Here is a 16,780-nt window from a genome sequence, read left to right as displayed (position 1 = left end):
CCTCTCATGACTCAACGATTACAACGACCCTTTGAGGTGTGCGAGACGTCACCGACGATTTCAACGAGATAAGTTGTACGTTGGCATGCTACTTGATGCGGGAGGTACCGTCGGGAACCAGTTTTGGCCGTCGTCCGTGACGCCACGAAGGCAGAAGAATCCTCTCGACGGAGGATCGCACGCTGAACGCTGGGTCGCTGTCAGCGGTACTGACCCAGAGCCTTGGCGCAGTCTCCGAGTGACTGATGAAAGCCTAAATGGGCTTGAACATGCTCTCAGCGGCGTCCGACCGGAGGCGAGCCCAAAATTCCACCGCATATCTGTCGGTCATGCCCGCAACGAAATCGCATATGTGGCGAGCCTTCAGCGCTTTGTCGTCTCCTGCGTCCTGTACCTGCCTTCGTACGTCGTCGGGCATAAGGAGATGTCCGTTCTCCTTCTGGAGCGCGTCGAAAATATCTTCGACCAGTTCTGTTCCACGATACTCACCAAGCTTCACGCGGTTTGAATAGATCGTCGATAGGAATGTGTACTGTTTGAGTATTTCGACCTTGATCCGCGTTTCCTTTACGAGGCTGACCTTCGACAACGCCGGGCACTCTTCATTGACCTTGAGTTCAACGTCGTTGATGAATTCTTTCACCAGTTCCGAGCTTAGTTCCATCCTCTTGCCGGCGTCCATGTTCAGATCGCGAGACGCTCTCATTGCACTGATGAAGTTTGCCATATCGTCCTGCTTGCGAGCTTCGCCATCGTCCGAGGTCTTCGGTTCTCCGGTCGCGAAAATATCGCTGAAAATCGCCACAAACGTCGCCTGCACCTTAGAAACCGTCACGGTCTCCCCGATATCGTCCTTGAGCTGCTCGGTTACCACTTCCGCAACGCGCTTCAGCAGGTCGTCATCCGTTGCCAGGATCGACGCGGGCGTCAGGAAGCCCGCCTTCAGACTGTCTTCCAAGTCATAGACCGAGTACGCAATGTCGTCAGCGATATCCATAATTGCGCATTCGACGGTCTTCAGCTTTGCGCCTTCCGGAAGCGACTTCCCACCTAAGACCTTACGCTTGATCTCGGCGACGATCTTGGCCTCGGACGCATAATAGCCCTTCTGAGGCTTCTTGGCGTTGGGACGCTCGACAGGAATTTCAGTGTCGTACTTCAAAACAGCGGCGAGCGTCCTGAAGCACAGATTCAAACCAGCACGGATGTCGCCATCGACAGGCTCGTCGTACTTTGCCTTTTTTTCGAGCCTGCTCAAAATCCGCAGCGTCTGCGCGTTCCCTTCGAAGCCGCCGTAAAGCTTCATTTTTCCGTCGAGCGCCCGCTCACCGTTGTGGCCGAAGGGCGGGTGCCCGATGTCGTGCACGAGGCCAGCCGCTGCGCAAAGGCGGCTGTCGATTTTGTTTTTGCCGAGCGCCTCTTCGAAAACATCGTTCAGGCGGTCAGCAATACCTTCCGCAATCTGCGCCACTTCAAGCGAATGAGTCAGACGATTGCGGAAGAAATCCGATTCATGTCCAGGGAAGACCTGCGTCTTTCCCTGCAACCTTCTAAAGCTCGCACTGTGAATGATCCGGCCGAAGTCCCTCACAAACGGAGGCCGCCAGCTCTCCGACTTGTCAACTTCGCCGTTCTGACGCTGCCGATCTTCGCCGGTGTACATCTCGGTTGCCACTATTAGCGAGCCTGAGCTTGCAGACGCGCCGCTTCCTGCGCGGCCTTCTTTTGTTCCTGCTCACGCTTCAACTCGAAGCCAAGACGAACAGCCTCGCGAACTCTTTCCTGATTAACTTCTGCCGCCTTACGGGCTTCTACTACTGCTGCATATGCCATGATCTTCCTCCTAGTGAAACGCTATGCACGATTACAACGAGCATGCGCCTTATTGGTTTACGACGGGTTTCAAGTTCCCGCCTTTAAAAGCCTACCGGGCCCCTACGCGCGCCGGAACCCCGGCTTTGCGCAAAACGTCTGCCAGATGGCTGGTTAAGCCGATTCTACGGTCAAGCGTAATACCCGTGTCTGGCGTAAGGCTGGCGGTCAGAGACCTCAATTCCTCCAGCCCTCTCGAAACGTCGAACTCGATCCAGACCGTAGCATCGCCGGGCACGATGGTATCACCGTCGGAGACGCTCGCTCCGCTGTGCAACTGGACAATCCAGACTTCGTCGCCATCGAAAACCCATTCGAACCTTGTCGCGCCCAGGACAAGGTGGAGCCTTTCGTGCAGCTCCGTTACCTTGGCAACGACGCTTTCGGGTACGCGTTCCGGATCTGCCAAACCGACCATCATCCGGTCGCCCGTCCCTTTCACGCCTTCCACTACAAGGCCCCCGCTCGCAGTCTCGATAGCGGCACCCGACCACTGAGCGGCAACACCCTTTTGCGACAGCACCGAGGATATAGCCGTGCCGTCGGGGTCTTCGACTTGCAACAGGGCAAACGGGTCTTGCCAACCACGGGCAGTGGTAAACTTGCCCGGAACCTGCTCTCTCGGGCTGGTCCGAATCCACACCTCTTCGAGGCCGGTGGGCCGGCCAAACGAGAACGGCGCGAGCCGGCGACCAATCACCGTTGTCCGCGGCACGCAAAAGCCGTTGATATCGGCAATCAACAGACCATATGCCTTGTCGCCGACCATCCGGCTGAAATCGTTGGGCCACTCGGCCTTTATTGGGACCGGAGGGAAAAAGTCTTGGGAATGCTCCCAGAAAATCACGTTTTCCTTCTTCCAGCCACGCGGACGCGGATGAAGACTGAATTCGAGCCGCCCTCGCCGGCTCTTCGCGAAATCAACGCTTACACCGTAAACCGTCTGAAATAGCCGCAACGCCCATTCCGTCGGAAGTCGCGCAAACCCTGGCTTCTCGACGCCTCGCGGGGTCATGTCGGGCCGAAATTCGACGAGCTCACCCATGGCGACACCGGACACTCCCCCATCGGAGACATCAATGGTCTCATTGACGATGGTGTAAGCTCCCTCGCCGGCCATTCGCTGCACAGCGTCGACGACAGCGTCAACCGTATCGACCCCGTATATGAATTCGCGACTTTGGGTTTGGTGTGCGCTGAAGCTGCGAACGTTCACCGTTCCTTCAGAACTTTCTCCGAAGAGAGCCGTGACAGCGTCTCGTAACGTCTCGAAGCGATGGTTCGCCTTGTAGCCTGCTATCCTGGAGAACTGCTGCGCCGGTCCGTGCTGTTCGGGAGCGAAGCTTACAAACTGCGCGACATTGAACGTTTCCGCTAGTCGATCCAACGTTTCGTCTTTTCTGAAAAACGCCCCGTCAGGTTGATGAAGTTTGCTTTGCGGACCGACCAACGAACCTTCCTTCACTCTACACGCCTCAGCGCAATTCACTGCGCTCGTGCCGAGCATCCTATCTGCTAGTTTTGCGATGGCCAAATGACGTTCGCTCATAGCAGCACGATCTCCCCAGTTTTGCGCCTAACCTCCCGTTCCGATCAACGACCGAGATTTGCCTCGGTCAACCGGCCCTTGAAGCTTTCGGTTGCTGAATGAGAACAAATAGAGAACATACCCCCGACTGTCAAGAATATTGCTGGTGGAGATCGCGTGCTGATGGAGCGATCGCGCCGCTAGGGCCACCCAAAATCCAACGGTTATTGTCAGCCGTGGTAGGCGGCGACCTTTACCCGATAGTCTTCCTCCACCTTCGCTACGCTGTCCGTGACCTCGGCCATGTCAGTTGACATTAGCCTTGCAAGTTCGATCTCGCTGTTTACGGTCACCAGCCGGGTTCCGGTGAAGTCTGCGTTATATTCGACGGGATAGACGTTGCCTGCTGCCCGATTGAAAGTCATTTCCATCTCCATGCAGGCAGCAAGCAAACTCACGACGATGGTGTAGGTACCCCGCAGATAATCCGAGGGCTTGTCCTGTATCGCCCAAAGGATCGGGTAGAGCCGTTCGCGAACCGTGAAAATGTCTTTTCTCAAGCGTGCGATGATCAATTTCGCCAGAGCCAGCTGGCTAAGCTCACTCAACTCTTCCACGCTTGCCAGGGTGACGTTGGTGTTAGTAATAGAGCGCACTGCGCCAGCCTGAAAACCGCTCTCCGACATCAGGAAAGCCCTGTCCGCACCCACATCCTGAGCGATCTGATACAAGGTGAGCACGTTCTCCTTTTCGACAGGTCGGTTCCAGAGCTTGCATTCGACGATCCAACAGACCAAAACGCCACACATCTCGATCCTAGCGACTACATCGACGACATGGCTTCCACGGGCTCCGTCGATCTTTTCTTCGACGGCGACTGAGAAACCGAGCTGCTTGAAGTGGTCCGCAACATCTCTTTGGTATTGTCGCCATGGGGCAACGGAACTCATGAACGGGCCGCTCCGTCAAGTTCGCGCATTGTATCGCTATGCTTTTCGCATCCTCGGCAACGCCCGCAGGGGTATTCGGCGACGTGGCAAGAGAAAGTCGCACCCAGCAACGACTTCGGAACACCAGAGTCTCTGATGAGGTCGACCGGGTCGGTGTCGATCGCCGGCGCAGTGACCCGCACACCGCCTTCCTGTAGCGCGACCAGCGCGCTGATGGCGTCGACGAACGGCTTTTTGCCGTCAGCATGAACGTCAGTCGCGACGGCACCGAACATGATTTCCTTGAGTCCCTGCCCCACGAACTTCATCGCGGCCAGAGTGATAAGCATCTGGTTCCTGTACGGCCACCACTCGGGCGCTGATCCGATGTTGGCGCTTTCAGAGCCCGCCAGCGATCCAGACCCAAGGTGAGCCAGGTTAACTGTCAGGACCTCGTGGCGAAGGCCCATCAACCCCGAAAGGCCGGAAGAAGCCCGGATTTCTCCCTGCGCCGGCCTTTGCCCGTAATCGATTGTGAGACATAGGTCGGGACGCTGCGACCATGCCAGCGCCGTTGAGTCCAGACCACCTGAGTAGAGTAGCAGCCTCATGCTGCCCATGCCTCCATGGCGGCTTTATAGACGGCCGTGGTGTAATCGCTTTCCATCACGCAGGCTGTCCCCTCGAACATCGTGAGGTGAAGCGCGTCGAGTTGTTCGGAATATCCGACCACGGCAATACCGGCCCTCCGGGCGTAACCGACCTCGAAAACCGTACCCGGGTCGGCCCCGTCGAGCAGCGCTAGCACCACCGCACTCTGATTCAGACCTGCGAGATCTCCCGACGCAAGGTCGCGGGCTGACTTGGCGGTACCGACATCATGAAGCGGAGAGAATACAGGTACCCCCATCGACGTCAGGATGTCGCGCGTTTCCTCGATGAGCCAGCGCTGAGCCATCGCGAAGAACGGTCCAGCGAGATAGAGCTGCCTCGGCGATCCCCGGGTCGAATAGGCGTCGCCATGGCGAAGCGCATCGATCGCCGGAAGTGGCAACTGGTGTCCGTCCACAAAATGCGCGACCGAGCGAGAAGCTGCATCGGCCGCCTCGTCGGGTTGCAGCCCCGCCTCGGCCCAGAAATAGGCAAACGCCGCGCTGAAGACATCACCAGACCCGATCTTGAAAACGCTGTCGGATCGATAGGGAGGCACGAGCACGGAGCTGCGCCCCTTAGAGTGAACAATTGCTCCCCGCGGTCCGAGTTTGATCACGACTGCGTCGGCATTCTCGCGAGCGAGTATGAGAGCGCCGGCCTCCTCCGGAGGAAGGCCTGTCGTCTGGCTTGCTTCCCAGCCATTCAATACGATCGCCAAGTGCTCAGCGACGGAGCCGTTGGAGTGGAAGGACTCGGGGTTAGCTCCTGTCTGCGGGTCGAAGACGGCATACTCGGCTCTTACAATCGCACTTCCCGCCACCATGCCGAAACGCAGTACGGCATCGCCGTCTACGCGCAAGGGCTCTAGATCGTCGTCGCCGTCGTATTCGAGCTCCGCCGTGGATAGCTGATGAAAGTATCGAAAAGTCGCCGGCATCCGGCATTCGGTGATCAGCGCCTTCACTCCGAACGCGGCTGCAGACATTGCGACGTCTTCCGCCCATTCCGGCGGCGCGTATGTCGCGAGTGTCACATCCTCGGAGAGTTCGCTGATCGCCGCGGCTGCTCGAAGACCCGACCCGAAGAAGCGGTCCCAATGCGGGTTGTCGCAAACCTCCCGGTATGTGCCACCCGCCACTATCACGGCGCTAGCTCCACGTGGACAGTGACGATCGTACCGTTGAGGACCGTGACCTGTGCGATGTAACGTCGCCCGCTGCGCAGGCAGCCGACCAAAGTCGCCAAGCCCGGGAAAGCCGCCAACGAGCCGACGACTTGGCCGGCGGCGGTCTGGCAAACCACGACATCGAAACCATTGCTGACAGTGAGAACGACCTGAAGCGTTGTCCCCACCGAAATGCCGGCCGCTACCGCAACATTGACGCCGCTCAGGTTGACGTCGAACGCAATTGCACAAGGATCGGAAGACCCGAATCCGCCGCCTGCGCCTGTCGAAGCTCCCTTTGTGCCCGACTGAGGCGCTGCCTGTTGAGGTTGAGAGGAACCCCGTGATTTCCGTCTGCCACTGCCTGACATTCTTTCACCTTCGAATCGTAAACGCGAAAATAAGAACTCTAGCAGTTGTCGAAGTCAAACGTCGGCGCGGCCGAGTTTGCGCATTTCCCCCCAAATAATCGCGTCGAGCAACGAAGCCTTGATTTCCATGATTTTACAGAGATCGAGGAAACGACGTTCCATGTCGAAATAATCTCGCGGCAGTTTGGTTTCGCCGTGGAAGAGCCCCATTAGTTTTCCGGCTCTAATAACGTGGATGTCTAGTATTGCCACCTCGTCTGTCCCGAGCAAATTCCGCGCAATCCATGATGCGGTCTTGGGGCCGATCCCCGGTATCGAAAGAAGCGCATTCCGAAATGCCACCGGATCGTCCACCGGAGGCGGGTCGCTTTCGATCCTTCGCAGTGCCACTTCGATCCTAGCGGCCTTCTGTTTCGGAAACCTGTATCGCCTCGGTCTGCCGTCCACGATGGCGTTCGACCGCAGCAGACCTTCGATCACCGACGCGGGCACCCTCGCGCCCGGCACGAAAACGCCGGCGTCGCAAAGAACCTCGAAGAACGCGTGGTTCATTTCGGCGGTCACGCCATAGCCGCCCAACAGACAGAAGCCGACTTCCTCGTGGAGCGTGGCCGACGGACTTACGAAACCGTGCGACGCCTCCGTCACCTGGTTCGCAATGGCGGCCCAGTAGGCGGGGCTTGGGACCCATTCGGGTTTGCCCCACTTCACCCCTGGGAGAATCTCCGAGTGCGGCTGGTACATTAGTGGCCTCCGGTATTAAAGCGTCGAAGCGCCTATTGACGTTTCCATAGAATATTCGTTTATATTCGTTCTATGCAAGCGAAATCAAACGACGGGATGACGAGCGACTGGGGTGGGATGCTTAAAGGCATCGCCGCCAGGGATCGCATCACCCAGGCCGAGCTAGCTCTGGCGCTGCATACCAGTCAATCCACAATATCGAAAATCATGCATGGAATCAGTCGGCCGCGGCCAAACCTCAGGTATCGGATCGAAGCGCTCGCCGCATCAAAAGAGGTCTCCAGTCAGTGGCTTGAAAAGGTAGGTGACGCGGCGCGCAGTTCCCCGAAGTTCTTCAAGATCGTAGACGCCGCACTCTCCCTAGTGAATGCTAACGGATAATTCAATTCGTTTTGTCACGAACACCATCATAGCTGTTGCCGAATGCTAACAAGTCGGCCTGTACGGCACAGGGAAGTTGCCGTTCGAAGTCAGCGACAGCGTCGCGCCGATGCAGCTATCTTATACCAATGCACTGCGGCAATTGAATGCTGTGCTCTAGGTGGCTCTCGTTGCCCGCGAAGGGCACGCCGATCGCGTTACGACTAGATAACTCCCCACGCTCGAAACCTCCCCCTCCCGGTCATCTCCCGCAAGCCGAGCTCCAAAACGATCCGCCGCGCCGCCTGCGGCGTGACCTCAAGCATCTTCGCCAACATCCCGGCCGACACCAGCGGTTTTGCCATGACGAGCTCGACCAGCTCCGGCAATTTTGACGACGTCCGGCGCCCCTCCAGTTTTCGGTCCATCATGGTTTTCGCCAGCGTCAGCCTGTCGTGTTCTTTCATGCCGATCTCGGCGGCCGCCAAAAACCCCTGGGCGATGGCCAGCAGCCGGATCTCGCGATCGCGATGCCGGCGCCGATCGACGGGGATGGTTTTCAGTCCGACGTTGATGGCGGCGAGATGGGCACCGGTGGTGACGCCGGCCTGGCGCAGGATGGAGGCGGCAAATAGCCGGCCGAGCCAGGGCGCATGCTGCAGGACGGAAAGCTCGTTCCAGGCATCGAGGGCGACGATCGCCTGCAGCACCGCCGGCAAGTTTTCGGCCTGGCGCAGCACGCCGCGCCATTCCTCCAGCCGCGCATCCTCGTCCCAGTCGAGATCATAGACCAGTGCGTTTCTGTCTGCCGCGCTGGCGCGGCCGGGCCGGGTTGCGTTTTCGATCGCGGCCTCCGATCGGGCCAGTACCGCATCGATGGCGGCATAGTCGACGCCGGGCAGATCTTTCGCGTCGTCACCCTCCTCGCCCTCCCCTTCCGGATTTATCGGCGCCGCGGGGCGAATGGCGACGGCAGTCTTCCCCTCGCCCGCGCCGGCCGAATTGATTTCCGATGTTTGTCGCAAGGTTCGGATACCCTCTGCGGACAAGACCCAATCCGGCGACTGCGCCGCGATGCGCCGGCGGGTTCGCGACACGTCGCGAGCGATGGTCAGCTCGTGGGTCGGGGTGCGGATGTCGCGGGTGGCGTCGTGCAGGACGAGGTCTTCGAGATGCACGAGTTCGCCGTCGATCCACAGCGAGGCGCAGGCATCGGCGAAATGCGAGCGCTCGATCCACCCCTGTCCGACCGGCGAGCGGGCGATGCGCTCGTCGAGGCGGGCGAGCGCGATGCCGGCGTGAAAACAGGCCGCAGCAGGGTCCGGATAGGCAATGTCCGGATATCTTAACACACTGAATTCATAGTAAATGCGCTATTAACCAGAAGTGATATTGGCCTTAGCTTCCGTCATGGCGGCGAATATCCAACGACGTCCTAACCATCGATAACCAGCGTTTATCGATGGTTATTGATTTTGACCCGCAAATCACCCTTGTTAGTCGCCCTTGATCGGCGGGTTCACCCGGAAATCCATCTTTTGCGCCACTTTTCACCCAGGTTCGGCGGACTCCTTTGCTTAATCGAGTGGAACGTCGTTCGCTCGATCCGCTGAATTGAAGCACCTCCCCTTCCCTCCTCCTGGCGTCAGCGCCTGCTAGAAGCGACAACCGGTGCTGCGCCCTCTCAAAAGAGCCAGTTTTGCCGCATTTCGACGGTGGAAGGCCACTGACGGGCATCTCGCACCCGGGATGGCTCGTTGCCCGTCTTCGACAAGAAAACGCGCTGTGTGGCCTTCTATTTTGGTCATAAAACACGCTTGCAAAGGAACGTTTGCTGATACATTCTTTATTTGTACAAAACGCCTCCAAAAGACCGCGAGATTCCATGGCGAGAGCTGCAACCTCCAATCCCCTCCCCCCGCCGCAGAGGCTGATTGGATACGCGCGCGTCTCGACGGACGACCAGCTCAACGATGCCCAGATCGACGAGTTGCGAGCGGCCGGTTGTCATCGCATCCATCAGGAGCACGGATCCGGCGCATCACGGGCCAGGCCGATCCTGACGAAGCTTCTCCGGGAACTTGTCGCGGGCGACGCCCTCGTCGTCGTCCGCCTGGACCGGCTGGCGCGTTCCGTTAGCCACTTGCTTAACGTAATCGAAGACCTCGAGAAACGAGGCGTTCACTTCCGGTCCCTTCGCGATCCAATCGACACCTCGACGCCGCAAGGCATGTTTTCTCTCCAAGTGCTAGGTGCCGTAGCCCAGCTCGAGCGTGCGCTGATCGCGGAGCGAACCAAAGCCGGCATGGCGGCAGCTAAGGCACGCGGCCGGCTCGCTGGTAACCCTGGACTTCGCGAGCGCCGACCGGAAGCGGTCCGCGCTATCTCAGCCGCCCGCAATCGGGCTTATCTGGACGAAGTGATCTCATCGGCGCAGACATGGCTGCCAACCGTACGCCAGCTGCGACCGCAACACAGTTGGGATAATGTCGTGCGGATACTCAATCGCAAAGGTCACGACTGGACGGTCGAACGCTTGCGCCGGGCAATCCACCGGATGGTGCGCGAGAAACTCGCCGAGCCAGAATTGCTCGGCCGCTCTCCTCGCCGGCCGCCGGAGGACAATCTGATGAAGCTGGTCGCTGCGATCGCGATCGCCGATCCTGATCTATCGCTGCGCGAAATTGCTGCGCAATTGGACCAGATGCATGAGCGGCCGCCGCGTGGTGGCCGGAAATGGCAACCGTCTTCTGTCAGGGCACTGTTGGATGAAGCGCGCCGCTTCGGTCTCTTTCGCCCATAAGAGCCAGTACAGAAGGCTACCGAGTCGGGCGGGTGCCTCCGCTTGGTAAAAATCTTAATCCACGCCGGGCTTGCCGCGAATTGCTTATTTCCGGCATTTCCGTAACTTTTCAAGTGCGCTGGAACTATGTCGAAAACGCCTATATCGCCGGGGATCGCTAGAAGATAGAGCTGCTGTCAACGTCCCTTCACAATCGATCCCTAGTGACAAGAAGCGCAAGGTAGGAGCTCATGGACAAACCCTGGACCGTCAGCCACGGACCCATCATTGCAACAGAGTTCGATGTTCAAAAGGCAGAGGCGATCAGCGTACTGCTGATCCGTCCGATAGACATTCTTCCCAGTAAACCAGGCGATCAGATCCGTCCCTTCGCGCTTGGCCTCTTCAACGATCTCCGCGCGCTGGTAAAGCCTGATGTCAAAGCGACGGCATTGCGCCGAGCCGTTGGCTCCTTTGTCCACTCAAAACGGTACTATTTCGCGAGCGCCCAACCTGGTTCGATGCGCCATGACATCGATGGCAAGCCCGTGGAACCACTTTCGACCGAAGACCGACTTGTTGCGCAGCGACGCTTTCTCAGCCTGAAACGAAGCAATGACGAGAATAGCGCCCCTCACGTCGAGCCACCCACCGCTGCTCCCCCGAGCAAGACTGAGCAGATCCGCGCCGCCCTTCTCAGACGGGATCGGCAGACCTAACGGCGCCATTCATCTCGGCTTGGTGGGCAGATTTCCCCGTTCTGCACGTGGAGAATCTTGTCGATGAAGAGCCGGAAGGCGGAGCGGTGAGGGCCGGTAGTGTGCGTTGGCGAATCCACGCAAGGAAGACGTTGATTGGCTTTTCTCCCGGGGATGGGCGTGGCTCGGTTTCGGCATCGAAATCTGCTTTGCCGGCACCTAAATTAGCTCAGGAGGCCCCAGCGCTTCCGTCTTTAGGTTGCCAAGAATGGGGCATGGCTTGGAGGATACCAAAACCCTGACAGCTGTCAGGGTTTTCACTCGATCCTCAACCGGTTTTCTGGCCAGAGCCTCCGTTCGCTCTTAGCTGCGCCATGAGAACCGGACCGAGGGAAAATTCGTCACGCTTCGTTTTCGAAGTTAGATCTCGCAGATATCCACCAGCCGAGTTGATGTGCCCTGCCCGCTCAAGAATGCAGGCGATCGTAGCGGCTGCATTTTCCGGTCCCATGGCATCACAAGCTTCCTGATAGGCGGACGGGCTAACGCCCAGCATCGATCGCACGGTGACGGCCGCCGCCATCAGATCTCGCCAGCTCTTTACCGCTCCGCCAGGCCCGTATGCCGCGATTACGGGGCACGCCCTCAACACACTACCCAGCGGAAACGCCTTCAGCTGCACCTTCATCCGTTCGTGGGCGTCGCCGGGAATTTCCACGCGCTACCCTTGGCTCATCCGTCTCAGGTGCTCTACTTTTTTCCTCGTTGCTTCAGACGAATGCTGACGGGACGCCCCTCGGCCTGCTGAACGTCGAACTGGTTCGTCTTACGGATAAGGTCGCTGAGTTTTCGGAAACCGAAGGTGCGAGGATCGAAATCCGGCGCAAGGTTCAGAAGCTGCTTGCCGACGGTGCCGAGATTGACCCAGCCGTCCTCGGTGTCCTCCTGCGACAGCACCTTCTTGATCAACGGCACGGCGGTGCTCGCCGGCTGCAGTGGCTTGTCGGGGGACGCGGTATTCTGCTCACCCTTGACCGTCCCGGGAACGAGGTTTTCGGTATAGACGAACCGCCGGCAGGCTTGGCGAAAACTCTCCGGCGTCTTCTGCTCGCCGAAACCGAAAACGTCGACCCCTTGCTCGCGTATACGAGCGGCCAGCCGTGTGAAATCGCTGTCGGAGGAGACCAAGCAGAACCCATCGAAGCGGCCACTGTGCAGCAAATCCATGGCATCGATCACCAGAGTGATATCGGAGGCATTTTTCCCAGTTGTGTAAGCGAACTGCTGCTGCGGTATGATCGCATGCTTTGCCAGAACGTCCGCCCACCCTTTGGAGCGCGTGCCGGAGAAATCGCCATAAATGCGACGCACGCTCGCCTCACCGATCTTGGCGACCTCTTCAAACAGCCCGTCGGCGATCTTGGCCGAAGTGTTGTCGGCATCAATCAGGACTGCCAGGCGCGGCGACCGAGTTTCAGACGGCATTGCGTTTCCTCATATTCCAAACGGGCTGAAATCTACCAGCAGGACACGATTCCAACTAGGCAAACACCTTCGTCAGGCCCCGGCCCGGACGCAAAGGCTGATCGGACATATCGGTGCTTTCGCACGGACGACCAAACTCAATAATGCGCAAGCGACGAATTGCGAGCGGGCGACGTAATATAACCGCATCGACGTCACTCAGTTTGAAAATAGTCTGGCTTGCCATTAGCGGTGACATTCAGGCGGGGCGGTTTTGTGGTGACCGGTAGTGTGCTTGGCGAACCCACGCAAGGAAAAGGCGTTGATTGGTTTTTCTCCCGGCGGAGGGCTCGGCTCGGTTTTCGGTAATCGAAATCTGCTTTGCCGGCACCTAGCTCAGGTGGCCCCAGCGCTTCCGTCTTTTGGTTACCAAGAATGGGGCATGGCTTGGAGAATTCCGAAACCCTGACAACTGTCAGGGTTTTCACTCGATCCTCAACCGGTTTTCTGGCCAGAGCCTCCGTTCGCTCTTAGCAGCGCCATGAGAACCGGACCGAGGGAAAATTCGTCACGCTTCGTTTTCGAAGTTAGATCTCGCAGATATCCACCAGCCGAGTTGATGTGCCCTGCCCGCTCAAGAATGCAGGCGATCGTGGCGGCTGCATTTTCCGGTCCCATGGCATCACAAGCTTCCTGATAGGCGGACGGGCTAACGCCCAGCATCGATCGCACGGTGACGGCCGCGGCCATCAGATCTCGCCAGCTCCCTACCGCTCCGCCAGGACCGTATGCCGCGATTTCAGGGCACGCCCGCAACACCATACCCAGCGGAAATGCCTTCAGCTGCACGTTCGTCCGTTCGTGGCTTCGGCTCGGCATCGCGCCCTGCTCATTTCTTGAGCTAGGTTCAAGTTCATTAATGGATTCGGTATCTGAATTCTGTATGTGGTGCTCATAGTGGGCATCATTGGTGCTATTATTTTCTGCTTTTCGCTGCAGATCCAATGTGTTGAGGATTTCTTCCTGCAGCATATTCATTTCGTCGAGCAGGTCGCCCAAATCGGACGGGGTTGGGGAACGAGGTATGCGGCCGACCAACTCAACATACATAGACTCAATTTTCTCCCAATCCCCATCCGCACCCTCTTCGATCGCGGCAGTGATGAGCTTGCGGACATCCCGCCGGCATATAGTGAGGTTTTCCTTCGACCTTTTGAACGCTTTCCGATCCGCAGCAACCTGCTGCGCCATCTGAGCAAGTTCCCCGGAGCGCATGAGGAGCGGCGACAGATCGAATCCAAATGCGCTCTCGATAGCGCCGGCCCTGTCTTTGCGCGCGTAGCGCTTGCCGTTGGCGCTGTCCTTCCGAAGAATCAACCCAGCCTCGACGAGGAATGCTAGATGTCGGCGAAGCGTGGCACCCGCTATGCCGTGCGCACGAAGTGTGAGCTGAGCGTTCGACGGGAACACGACAAGCCCGGCGTCCTGACGCAGCTCATTTTCGGGATAGAAGCTCAAAAGAGCGTCTAGAATCGCCAAGCTGCGATCATGGAGGCCGAGCAGTCCGCGCGCTGTGGAAACGTCGCGGAAGATCTTCCATTTATCTGCCGACTTGCCCGACTCGATCTTTGTGGCGATCTGCCGTTTCACCAGGGCAAGGGTTATCGGCCGCCGCCCAAAGGGCGTCGTCACCTGCTCACTTTGCATTTTCCTTCACCTTCTAAGAGGCAAAAGAAAGCCGCTCACCAAAAACGGTGCCAAAGACTCTTGACTAGGATTCGGGGAAATGCGATTCTCTAGTTGTCACACAGAGAGAGAGGCTTCCACGACGGCAACGTTTGGGGGCCTTTTTCTTTTGCTACACTTCCTTTCCTCACTAAGCTCCAAAACCCTGACAGCTGTCAGGAATTCTCGTTTTCTCGCAGGCGGGCAAAACGCTCAGTAAGCGCTGGGAGCTCCGCCTCAACAAACTTCAAAAACTCGATCCCGAGTGATCCCTCGGCCGAAATTCGAACTTCTTTCGAGGACATCGATAAGGCGCCGAGCTTTGTGCCGCTCTTGTCCGTAATCGGGCTCGGCTCCCGACGCCCACTCGCTGCTGGCTTGATGGCGTTCAACGCACGCTGAAACCTCTGATCGGAGGTCTCAGCTGCATCGCCCTCCTTAACCAACGTCGCCCGCAGGGCATCAAGTGTTCCCGAGTCGCCCGCAACCGTCTTGGCAAGCTCGAGCCAGCGTGGCCGCCCAACCTTTGGCGCCCGCCCAATGGCCTCAATGATATCCGCGGGAATGATCCTGTAGACATTCCGCATCCGTGCCAGTTCGGCGTCTTCGATCGAAAGCGCGGCGTAGATGTGGCGCGGCTTGATCCCCGCAACATCCATTCTCGATGCAAATAGCGCGCGCTCGATCCAGGTCAGGTCTTGGCGACTCGCATTTTCGATACCTTGTGCGAGAACGAGGTCGAGGTCGGAAATCTCCACCTCGATGGTTCGAACGGGCTTGCCGAGCTGCTTGGCCGCAAGCCAGCGCCGGTGACCGTAGACGATCTGATACCGACCGGCTGACGACGGGTGTTTCCGGACCTGGATGGGAACTTTTTGTCCCTCAGTCTCAATCGACCGCTTGAACGCCTCAAAACTCGCTCCGTCATCATCGGGCAGCCTGTCTGGGTAAGGGGAGGGGTCAATGAGAGAAGGATCCAGCTCTCGAACAGTACCGCCGCCCGCCTCGACAAGAGCCTTCAACCGATCTCGCTCTGATCTGATGTCGTCGATTGCCCGGTGGGCCGCGCCAATGACACCAGCCCCGACACGATTGCCGGAAGGCAGAGCCGGAGGCTCAGGCTGTTGGTCAGTTGTCTGGCTATTCTCCAGCTCTGCGGAAAGCAGCCCGAAGCTGGCGACAATGGACTTGCGGGGTGATTTGCTCATGTCCGCCCCCAGCTATCGTTGATGAGGCGAACTATCGCCTCGTTTACGGCGTCTACCGCCTCACGAGCGCGTTTTTGAGTATCACGACCGATTTGTCCCATCTCGAGCTCGTAGATCGAACGTTTCGCTAGGCCGGCGGCCTCGACCGCAGTGCTCTCGATGGCGGTCGGCAAAAAGACATCAGCGCCGAACAAGTGCCTAAGCATCGCGACGACCTGTGACTGCGGAGCGTCATTTGGGTTGTGCCGTGTTACCAAGTAACGGATGAAATCCTGATCCAGCTGGGCGCCGCTCTCGTTGAGGACACTAATCAGATCGCCCATCATGAGAAGAAACTGGCTCATCGATGCGACGTCCAGCATGGCCGGATGGACCGTTATGATCATGCTCGTCGCCGCGTATATCGCGCTCAGGGTTAGAAAGCCGAGCGACGGCGGAGTATCGAGGATCACGACATCGTAGTCCGTCTCGACTTCCGAAAGGGCTAGCTTCAATCGCTCGAAGAAGATTGCGCCCGCGCTCGACTTATTCGCCAAAACCCGTGGCGTTTCGTGCTCATACTCCATGACTTCCAGATTTCCCGGAATGAGGTCAATGCCATCGAAGTATGTCTTGCGGATGATATCGCGGATTGGACGACGTTCGGTCTCATCGTAGCGCAGGGCGGCGTAAATCGTTTCATTTGACCCAACGTCGATCTCTGGCTGAGCACCAAACATAGCGGACAGGGATGCTTGAGGATCCAAATCCAGTGCAAGGACGCGGTAACCGTGAAGCGCGAGATAATGGGAGAGATGAACGCAGGTCGTGGTTTTTGCGCTGCCGCCCTTAAAGTTGGCTATTGCAACGACCTGGAGATGCTCGCCGGCGCGACGGCGAGGAAGGAATCGCAAGGCGTCCGCAGGTTTCTGCATTGCGAACAACTCACGCAGCTCATTGATCTGGGCCAGCGTGTAGACGCGATGGTTATTCTCCAGCCTGCTGGGAACCGGTCCACGTCCTTCGGTAGACATGAGCTTCAGGGTGGAATCGGGTATAGACGTGAGCTTCGATACTTCATTGGTCAGAAACGGACGCAGGATCTTTTCCGACTTTGGAGGATACATGCGAGTTCTGAGCTGCTGCAATTGCCCGGACAGAAGCCCTGCGTGACGCATGATTTTGCCGCCAGCATCTTCCTTGGAGCCGACAACTGATTCTACTCGGTTTGCTATCGCCATCTGTTCCTCTTGGCGGCCTTCAACCGGTTTACCGGCCATTGCCCGCCAGAGATAGAACAT

The 16,780-nt window shown here is 58.1% G+C and carries 15 protein-coding genes and 1 pseudogene; 2 read left to right on the top strand and 14 right to left on the bottom strand.

The window, feature by feature from the left end:
* Nucleotides 1-253 precede the first annotated feature (253 nt).
* From QA644_RS33500 to QA644_RS33460, 9 genes are all read right to left on the bottom strand, one after another.
* A complete protein-coding gene (locus tag QA644_RS33500; RefSeq protein WP_283074232.1) occupies nt 254-1,675 on the bottom strand; it encodes an anti-phage deoxyguanosine triphosphatase in 1,422 nt (473 codons plus the stop codon).
* 2 nt (nt 1,676-1,677) lie between these two features.
* Nucleotides 1,678-1,833, bottom strand: a complete 156-nt coding sequence (locus QA644_RS33495) for a hypothetical protein (RefSeq protein ID WP_283074231.1) — start codon at nt 1,831-1,833, stop codon at nt 1,678-1,680.
* Between the two features lie 91 nt (nt 1,834-1,924).
* Nucleotides 1,925-3,421 carry a hypothetical protein gene (locus QA644_RS33490; RefSeq protein WP_283074230.1) on the bottom strand — a complete coding sequence of 499 codons (1,497 nt, stop codon included), beginning with the start codon at nt 3,419-3,421 and terminating at the stop codon, nt 1,925-1,927.
* A 209-nt stretch (nt 3,422-3,630) separates the two neighbouring features.
* Complete coding sequence (locus QA644_RS33485) at nt 3,631-4,350, bottom strand: restriction endonuclease (RefSeq protein ID WP_283074229.1); 720 nt, start codon at nt 4,348-4,350, stop codon at nt 3,631-3,633.
* A complete protein-coding gene (locus QA644_RS33480; protein ID WP_283074228.1) occupies nt 4,347-4,940 on the bottom strand; it encodes a 7-cyano-7-deazaguanine synthase in 594 nt (197 codons plus the stop codon). Before QA644_RS33480 ends, QA644_RS33485 begins: the two co-directional genes overlap by 4 nt.
* Nucleotides 4,937-6,127: a PfkB family carbohydrate kinase gene (locus QA644_RS33475; RefSeq protein ID WP_283074227.1), complete on the bottom strand. Its 1,191-nt coding sequence runs from the start codon at nt 6,125-6,127 to the stop codon at nt 4,937-4,939. Before QA644_RS33475 ends, QA644_RS33480 begins: the two co-directional genes overlap by 4 nt.
* Complete coding sequence (locus QA644_RS33470) at nt 6,124-6,519, bottom strand: hypothetical protein (RefSeq protein ID WP_283074226.1); 396 nt, start codon at nt 6,517-6,519, stop codon at nt 6,124-6,126. The genes QA644_RS33475 and QA644_RS33470 overlap by 4 nt, the downstream gene beginning before the upstream one ends.
* Nucleotides 6,520-6,573: 54 nt before the next feature.
* A complete protein-coding gene (locus QA644_RS33465) occupies nt 6,574-7,263 on the bottom strand; it encodes a hypothetical protein (RefSeq protein WP_283074225.1) in 690 nt (229 codons plus the stop codon).
* 584 nt (nt 7,264-7,847) lie between these two features.
* Nucleotides 7,848-8,975, bottom strand: a complete 1,128-nt coding sequence (locus QA644_RS33460) for an RHE_PE00001 family protein (RefSeq protein WP_283074224.1) — start codon at nt 8,973-8,975, stop codon at nt 7,848-7,850.
* Nucleotides 8,976-9,508: 533 nt separating this feature from the next.
* Here QA644_RS33460 and QA644_RS33455 point away from each other — a divergent pair.
* Nucleotides 9,509-10,426 (top strand): recombinase family protein, encoded by a 918-nt coding sequence (locus QA644_RS33455; protein ID WP_283074223.1) that lies wholly within the window; start codon nt 9,509-9,511, stop codon nt 10,424-10,426.
* A gap of 230 nt (nt 10,427-10,656) precedes the next feature.
* On the top strand, nt 10,657-11,124 hold the full coding sequence (locus QA644_RS33450) for a ProQ/FINO family protein (protein WP_283074222.1): 468 nt from the start codon (nt 10,657-10,659) through the stop codon (nt 11,122-11,124).
* A 307-nt stretch (nt 11,125-11,431) separates the two neighbouring features.
* On the opposite strand, the pseudogene repC (QA644_RS33445) reads toward QA644_RS33450, so the two are convergent.
* The 5 genes and pseudogenes from repC (QA644_RS33445) to repA all read right to left on the bottom strand — a co-directional run.
* A pseudogene (gene repC, locus QA644_RS33445) lies at nt 11,432-11,776 on the bottom strand (plasmid replication protein RepC); the annotation flags it as partial.
* A gap of 77 nt (nt 11,777-11,853) precedes the next feature.
* Nucleotides 11,854-12,588 (bottom strand): NYN domain-containing protein, encoded by a 735-nt coding sequence (locus QA644_RS33440; RefSeq protein WP_283074221.1) that lies wholly within the window; start codon nt 12,586-12,588, stop codon nt 11,854-11,856.
* A 474-nt stretch (nt 12,589-13,062) separates the two neighbouring features.
* Nucleotides 13,063-14,274: a plasmid replication protein RepC gene (repC, locus tag QA644_RS33435; protein WP_283074220.1), complete on the bottom strand. Its 1,212-nt coding sequence runs from the start codon at nt 14,272-14,274 to the stop codon at nt 13,063-13,065.
* A gap of 194 nt (nt 14,275-14,468) precedes the next feature.
* Complete coding sequence (gene repB, locus QA644_RS33430; protein ID WP_283074219.1) at nt 14,469-15,500, bottom strand: plasmid partitioning protein RepB; 1,032 nt, start codon at nt 15,498-15,500, stop codon at nt 14,469-14,471.
* Nucleotides 15,497-16,780 (bottom strand): plasmid partitioning protein RepA, encoded by a 1,284-nt coding sequence (gene repA / locus QA644_RS33425; RefSeq protein ID WP_283074218.1) that lies wholly within the window; start codon nt 16,778-16,780, stop codon nt 15,497-15,499. Before repA ends, repB begins: the two co-directional genes overlap by 4 nt.

The sequence above is a fragment of the Rhizobium sp. CC1099 genome (assembly GCF_029714385.1).
GTDB lineage: Bacteria > Pseudomonadota > Alphaproteobacteria > Rhizobiales > Rhizobiaceae > Rhizobium.
This window is presented reverse-complemented; position numbering and strand designations above follow the sequence as displayed.

Excerpts from the sequence above, each read along its gene's own strand:
- QA644_RS33495 (WP_283074231.1), bottom strand. The coding sequence starts at position 1,833 with ATGGCATATGCAGCAGTAGTAGAAGCCCGTAAGGCGGCAGAAGTTAAT.
- QA644_RS33490 (WP_283074230.1), bottom strand. The coding sequence starts at position 3,421 with ATGAGCGAACGTCATTTGGCCATCGCAAAACTAGCAGATAGGATGCTC.
- QA644_RS33485 (WP_283074229.1), bottom strand. The coding sequence starts at position 4,350 with ATGAGTTCCGTTGCCCCATGGCGACAATACCAAAGAGATGTTGCGGAC.
- QA644_RS33480 (WP_283074228.1), bottom strand. The coding sequence starts at position 4,940 with ATGAGGCTGCTACTCTACTCAGGTGGTCTGGACTCAACGGCGCTGGCA.
- QA644_RS33470 (WP_283074226.1), bottom strand. The coding sequence starts at position 6,519 with ATGTCAGGCAGTGGCAGACGGAAATCACGGGGTTCCTCTCAACCTCAA.
- QA644_RS33465 (WP_283074225.1), bottom strand. The coding sequence starts at position 7,263 with ATGTACCAGCCGCACTCGGAGATTCTCCCAGGGGTGAAGTGGGGCAAA.
- QA644_RS33455 (WP_283074223.1), top strand. The coding sequence starts at position 9,509 with ATGGCGAGAGCTGCAACCTCCAATCCCCTCCCCCCGCCGCAGAGGCTG.
- QA644_RS33450 (WP_283074222.1), top strand. The coding sequence starts at position 10,657 with ATGGACAAACCCTGGACCGTCAGCCACGGACCCATCATTGCAACAGAG.
- QA644_RS33440 (WP_283074221.1), bottom strand. The coding sequence starts at position 12,588 with ATGCCGTCTGAAACTCGGTCGCCGCGCCTGGCAGTCCTGATTGATGCC.
- repC (WP_283074220.1), bottom strand. The coding sequence starts at position 14,274 with ATGCAAAGTGAGCAGGTGACGACGCCCTTTGGGCGGCGGCCGATAACC.
- repB (WP_283074219.1), bottom strand. The coding sequence starts at position 15,500 with ATGAGCAAATCACCCCGCAAGTCCATTGTCGCCAGCTTCGGGCTGCTT.
- repA (WP_283074218.1), bottom strand. The coding sequence starts at position 16,780 with ATGTTCTATCTCTGGCGGGCAATGGCCGGTAAACCGGTTGAAGGCCGC.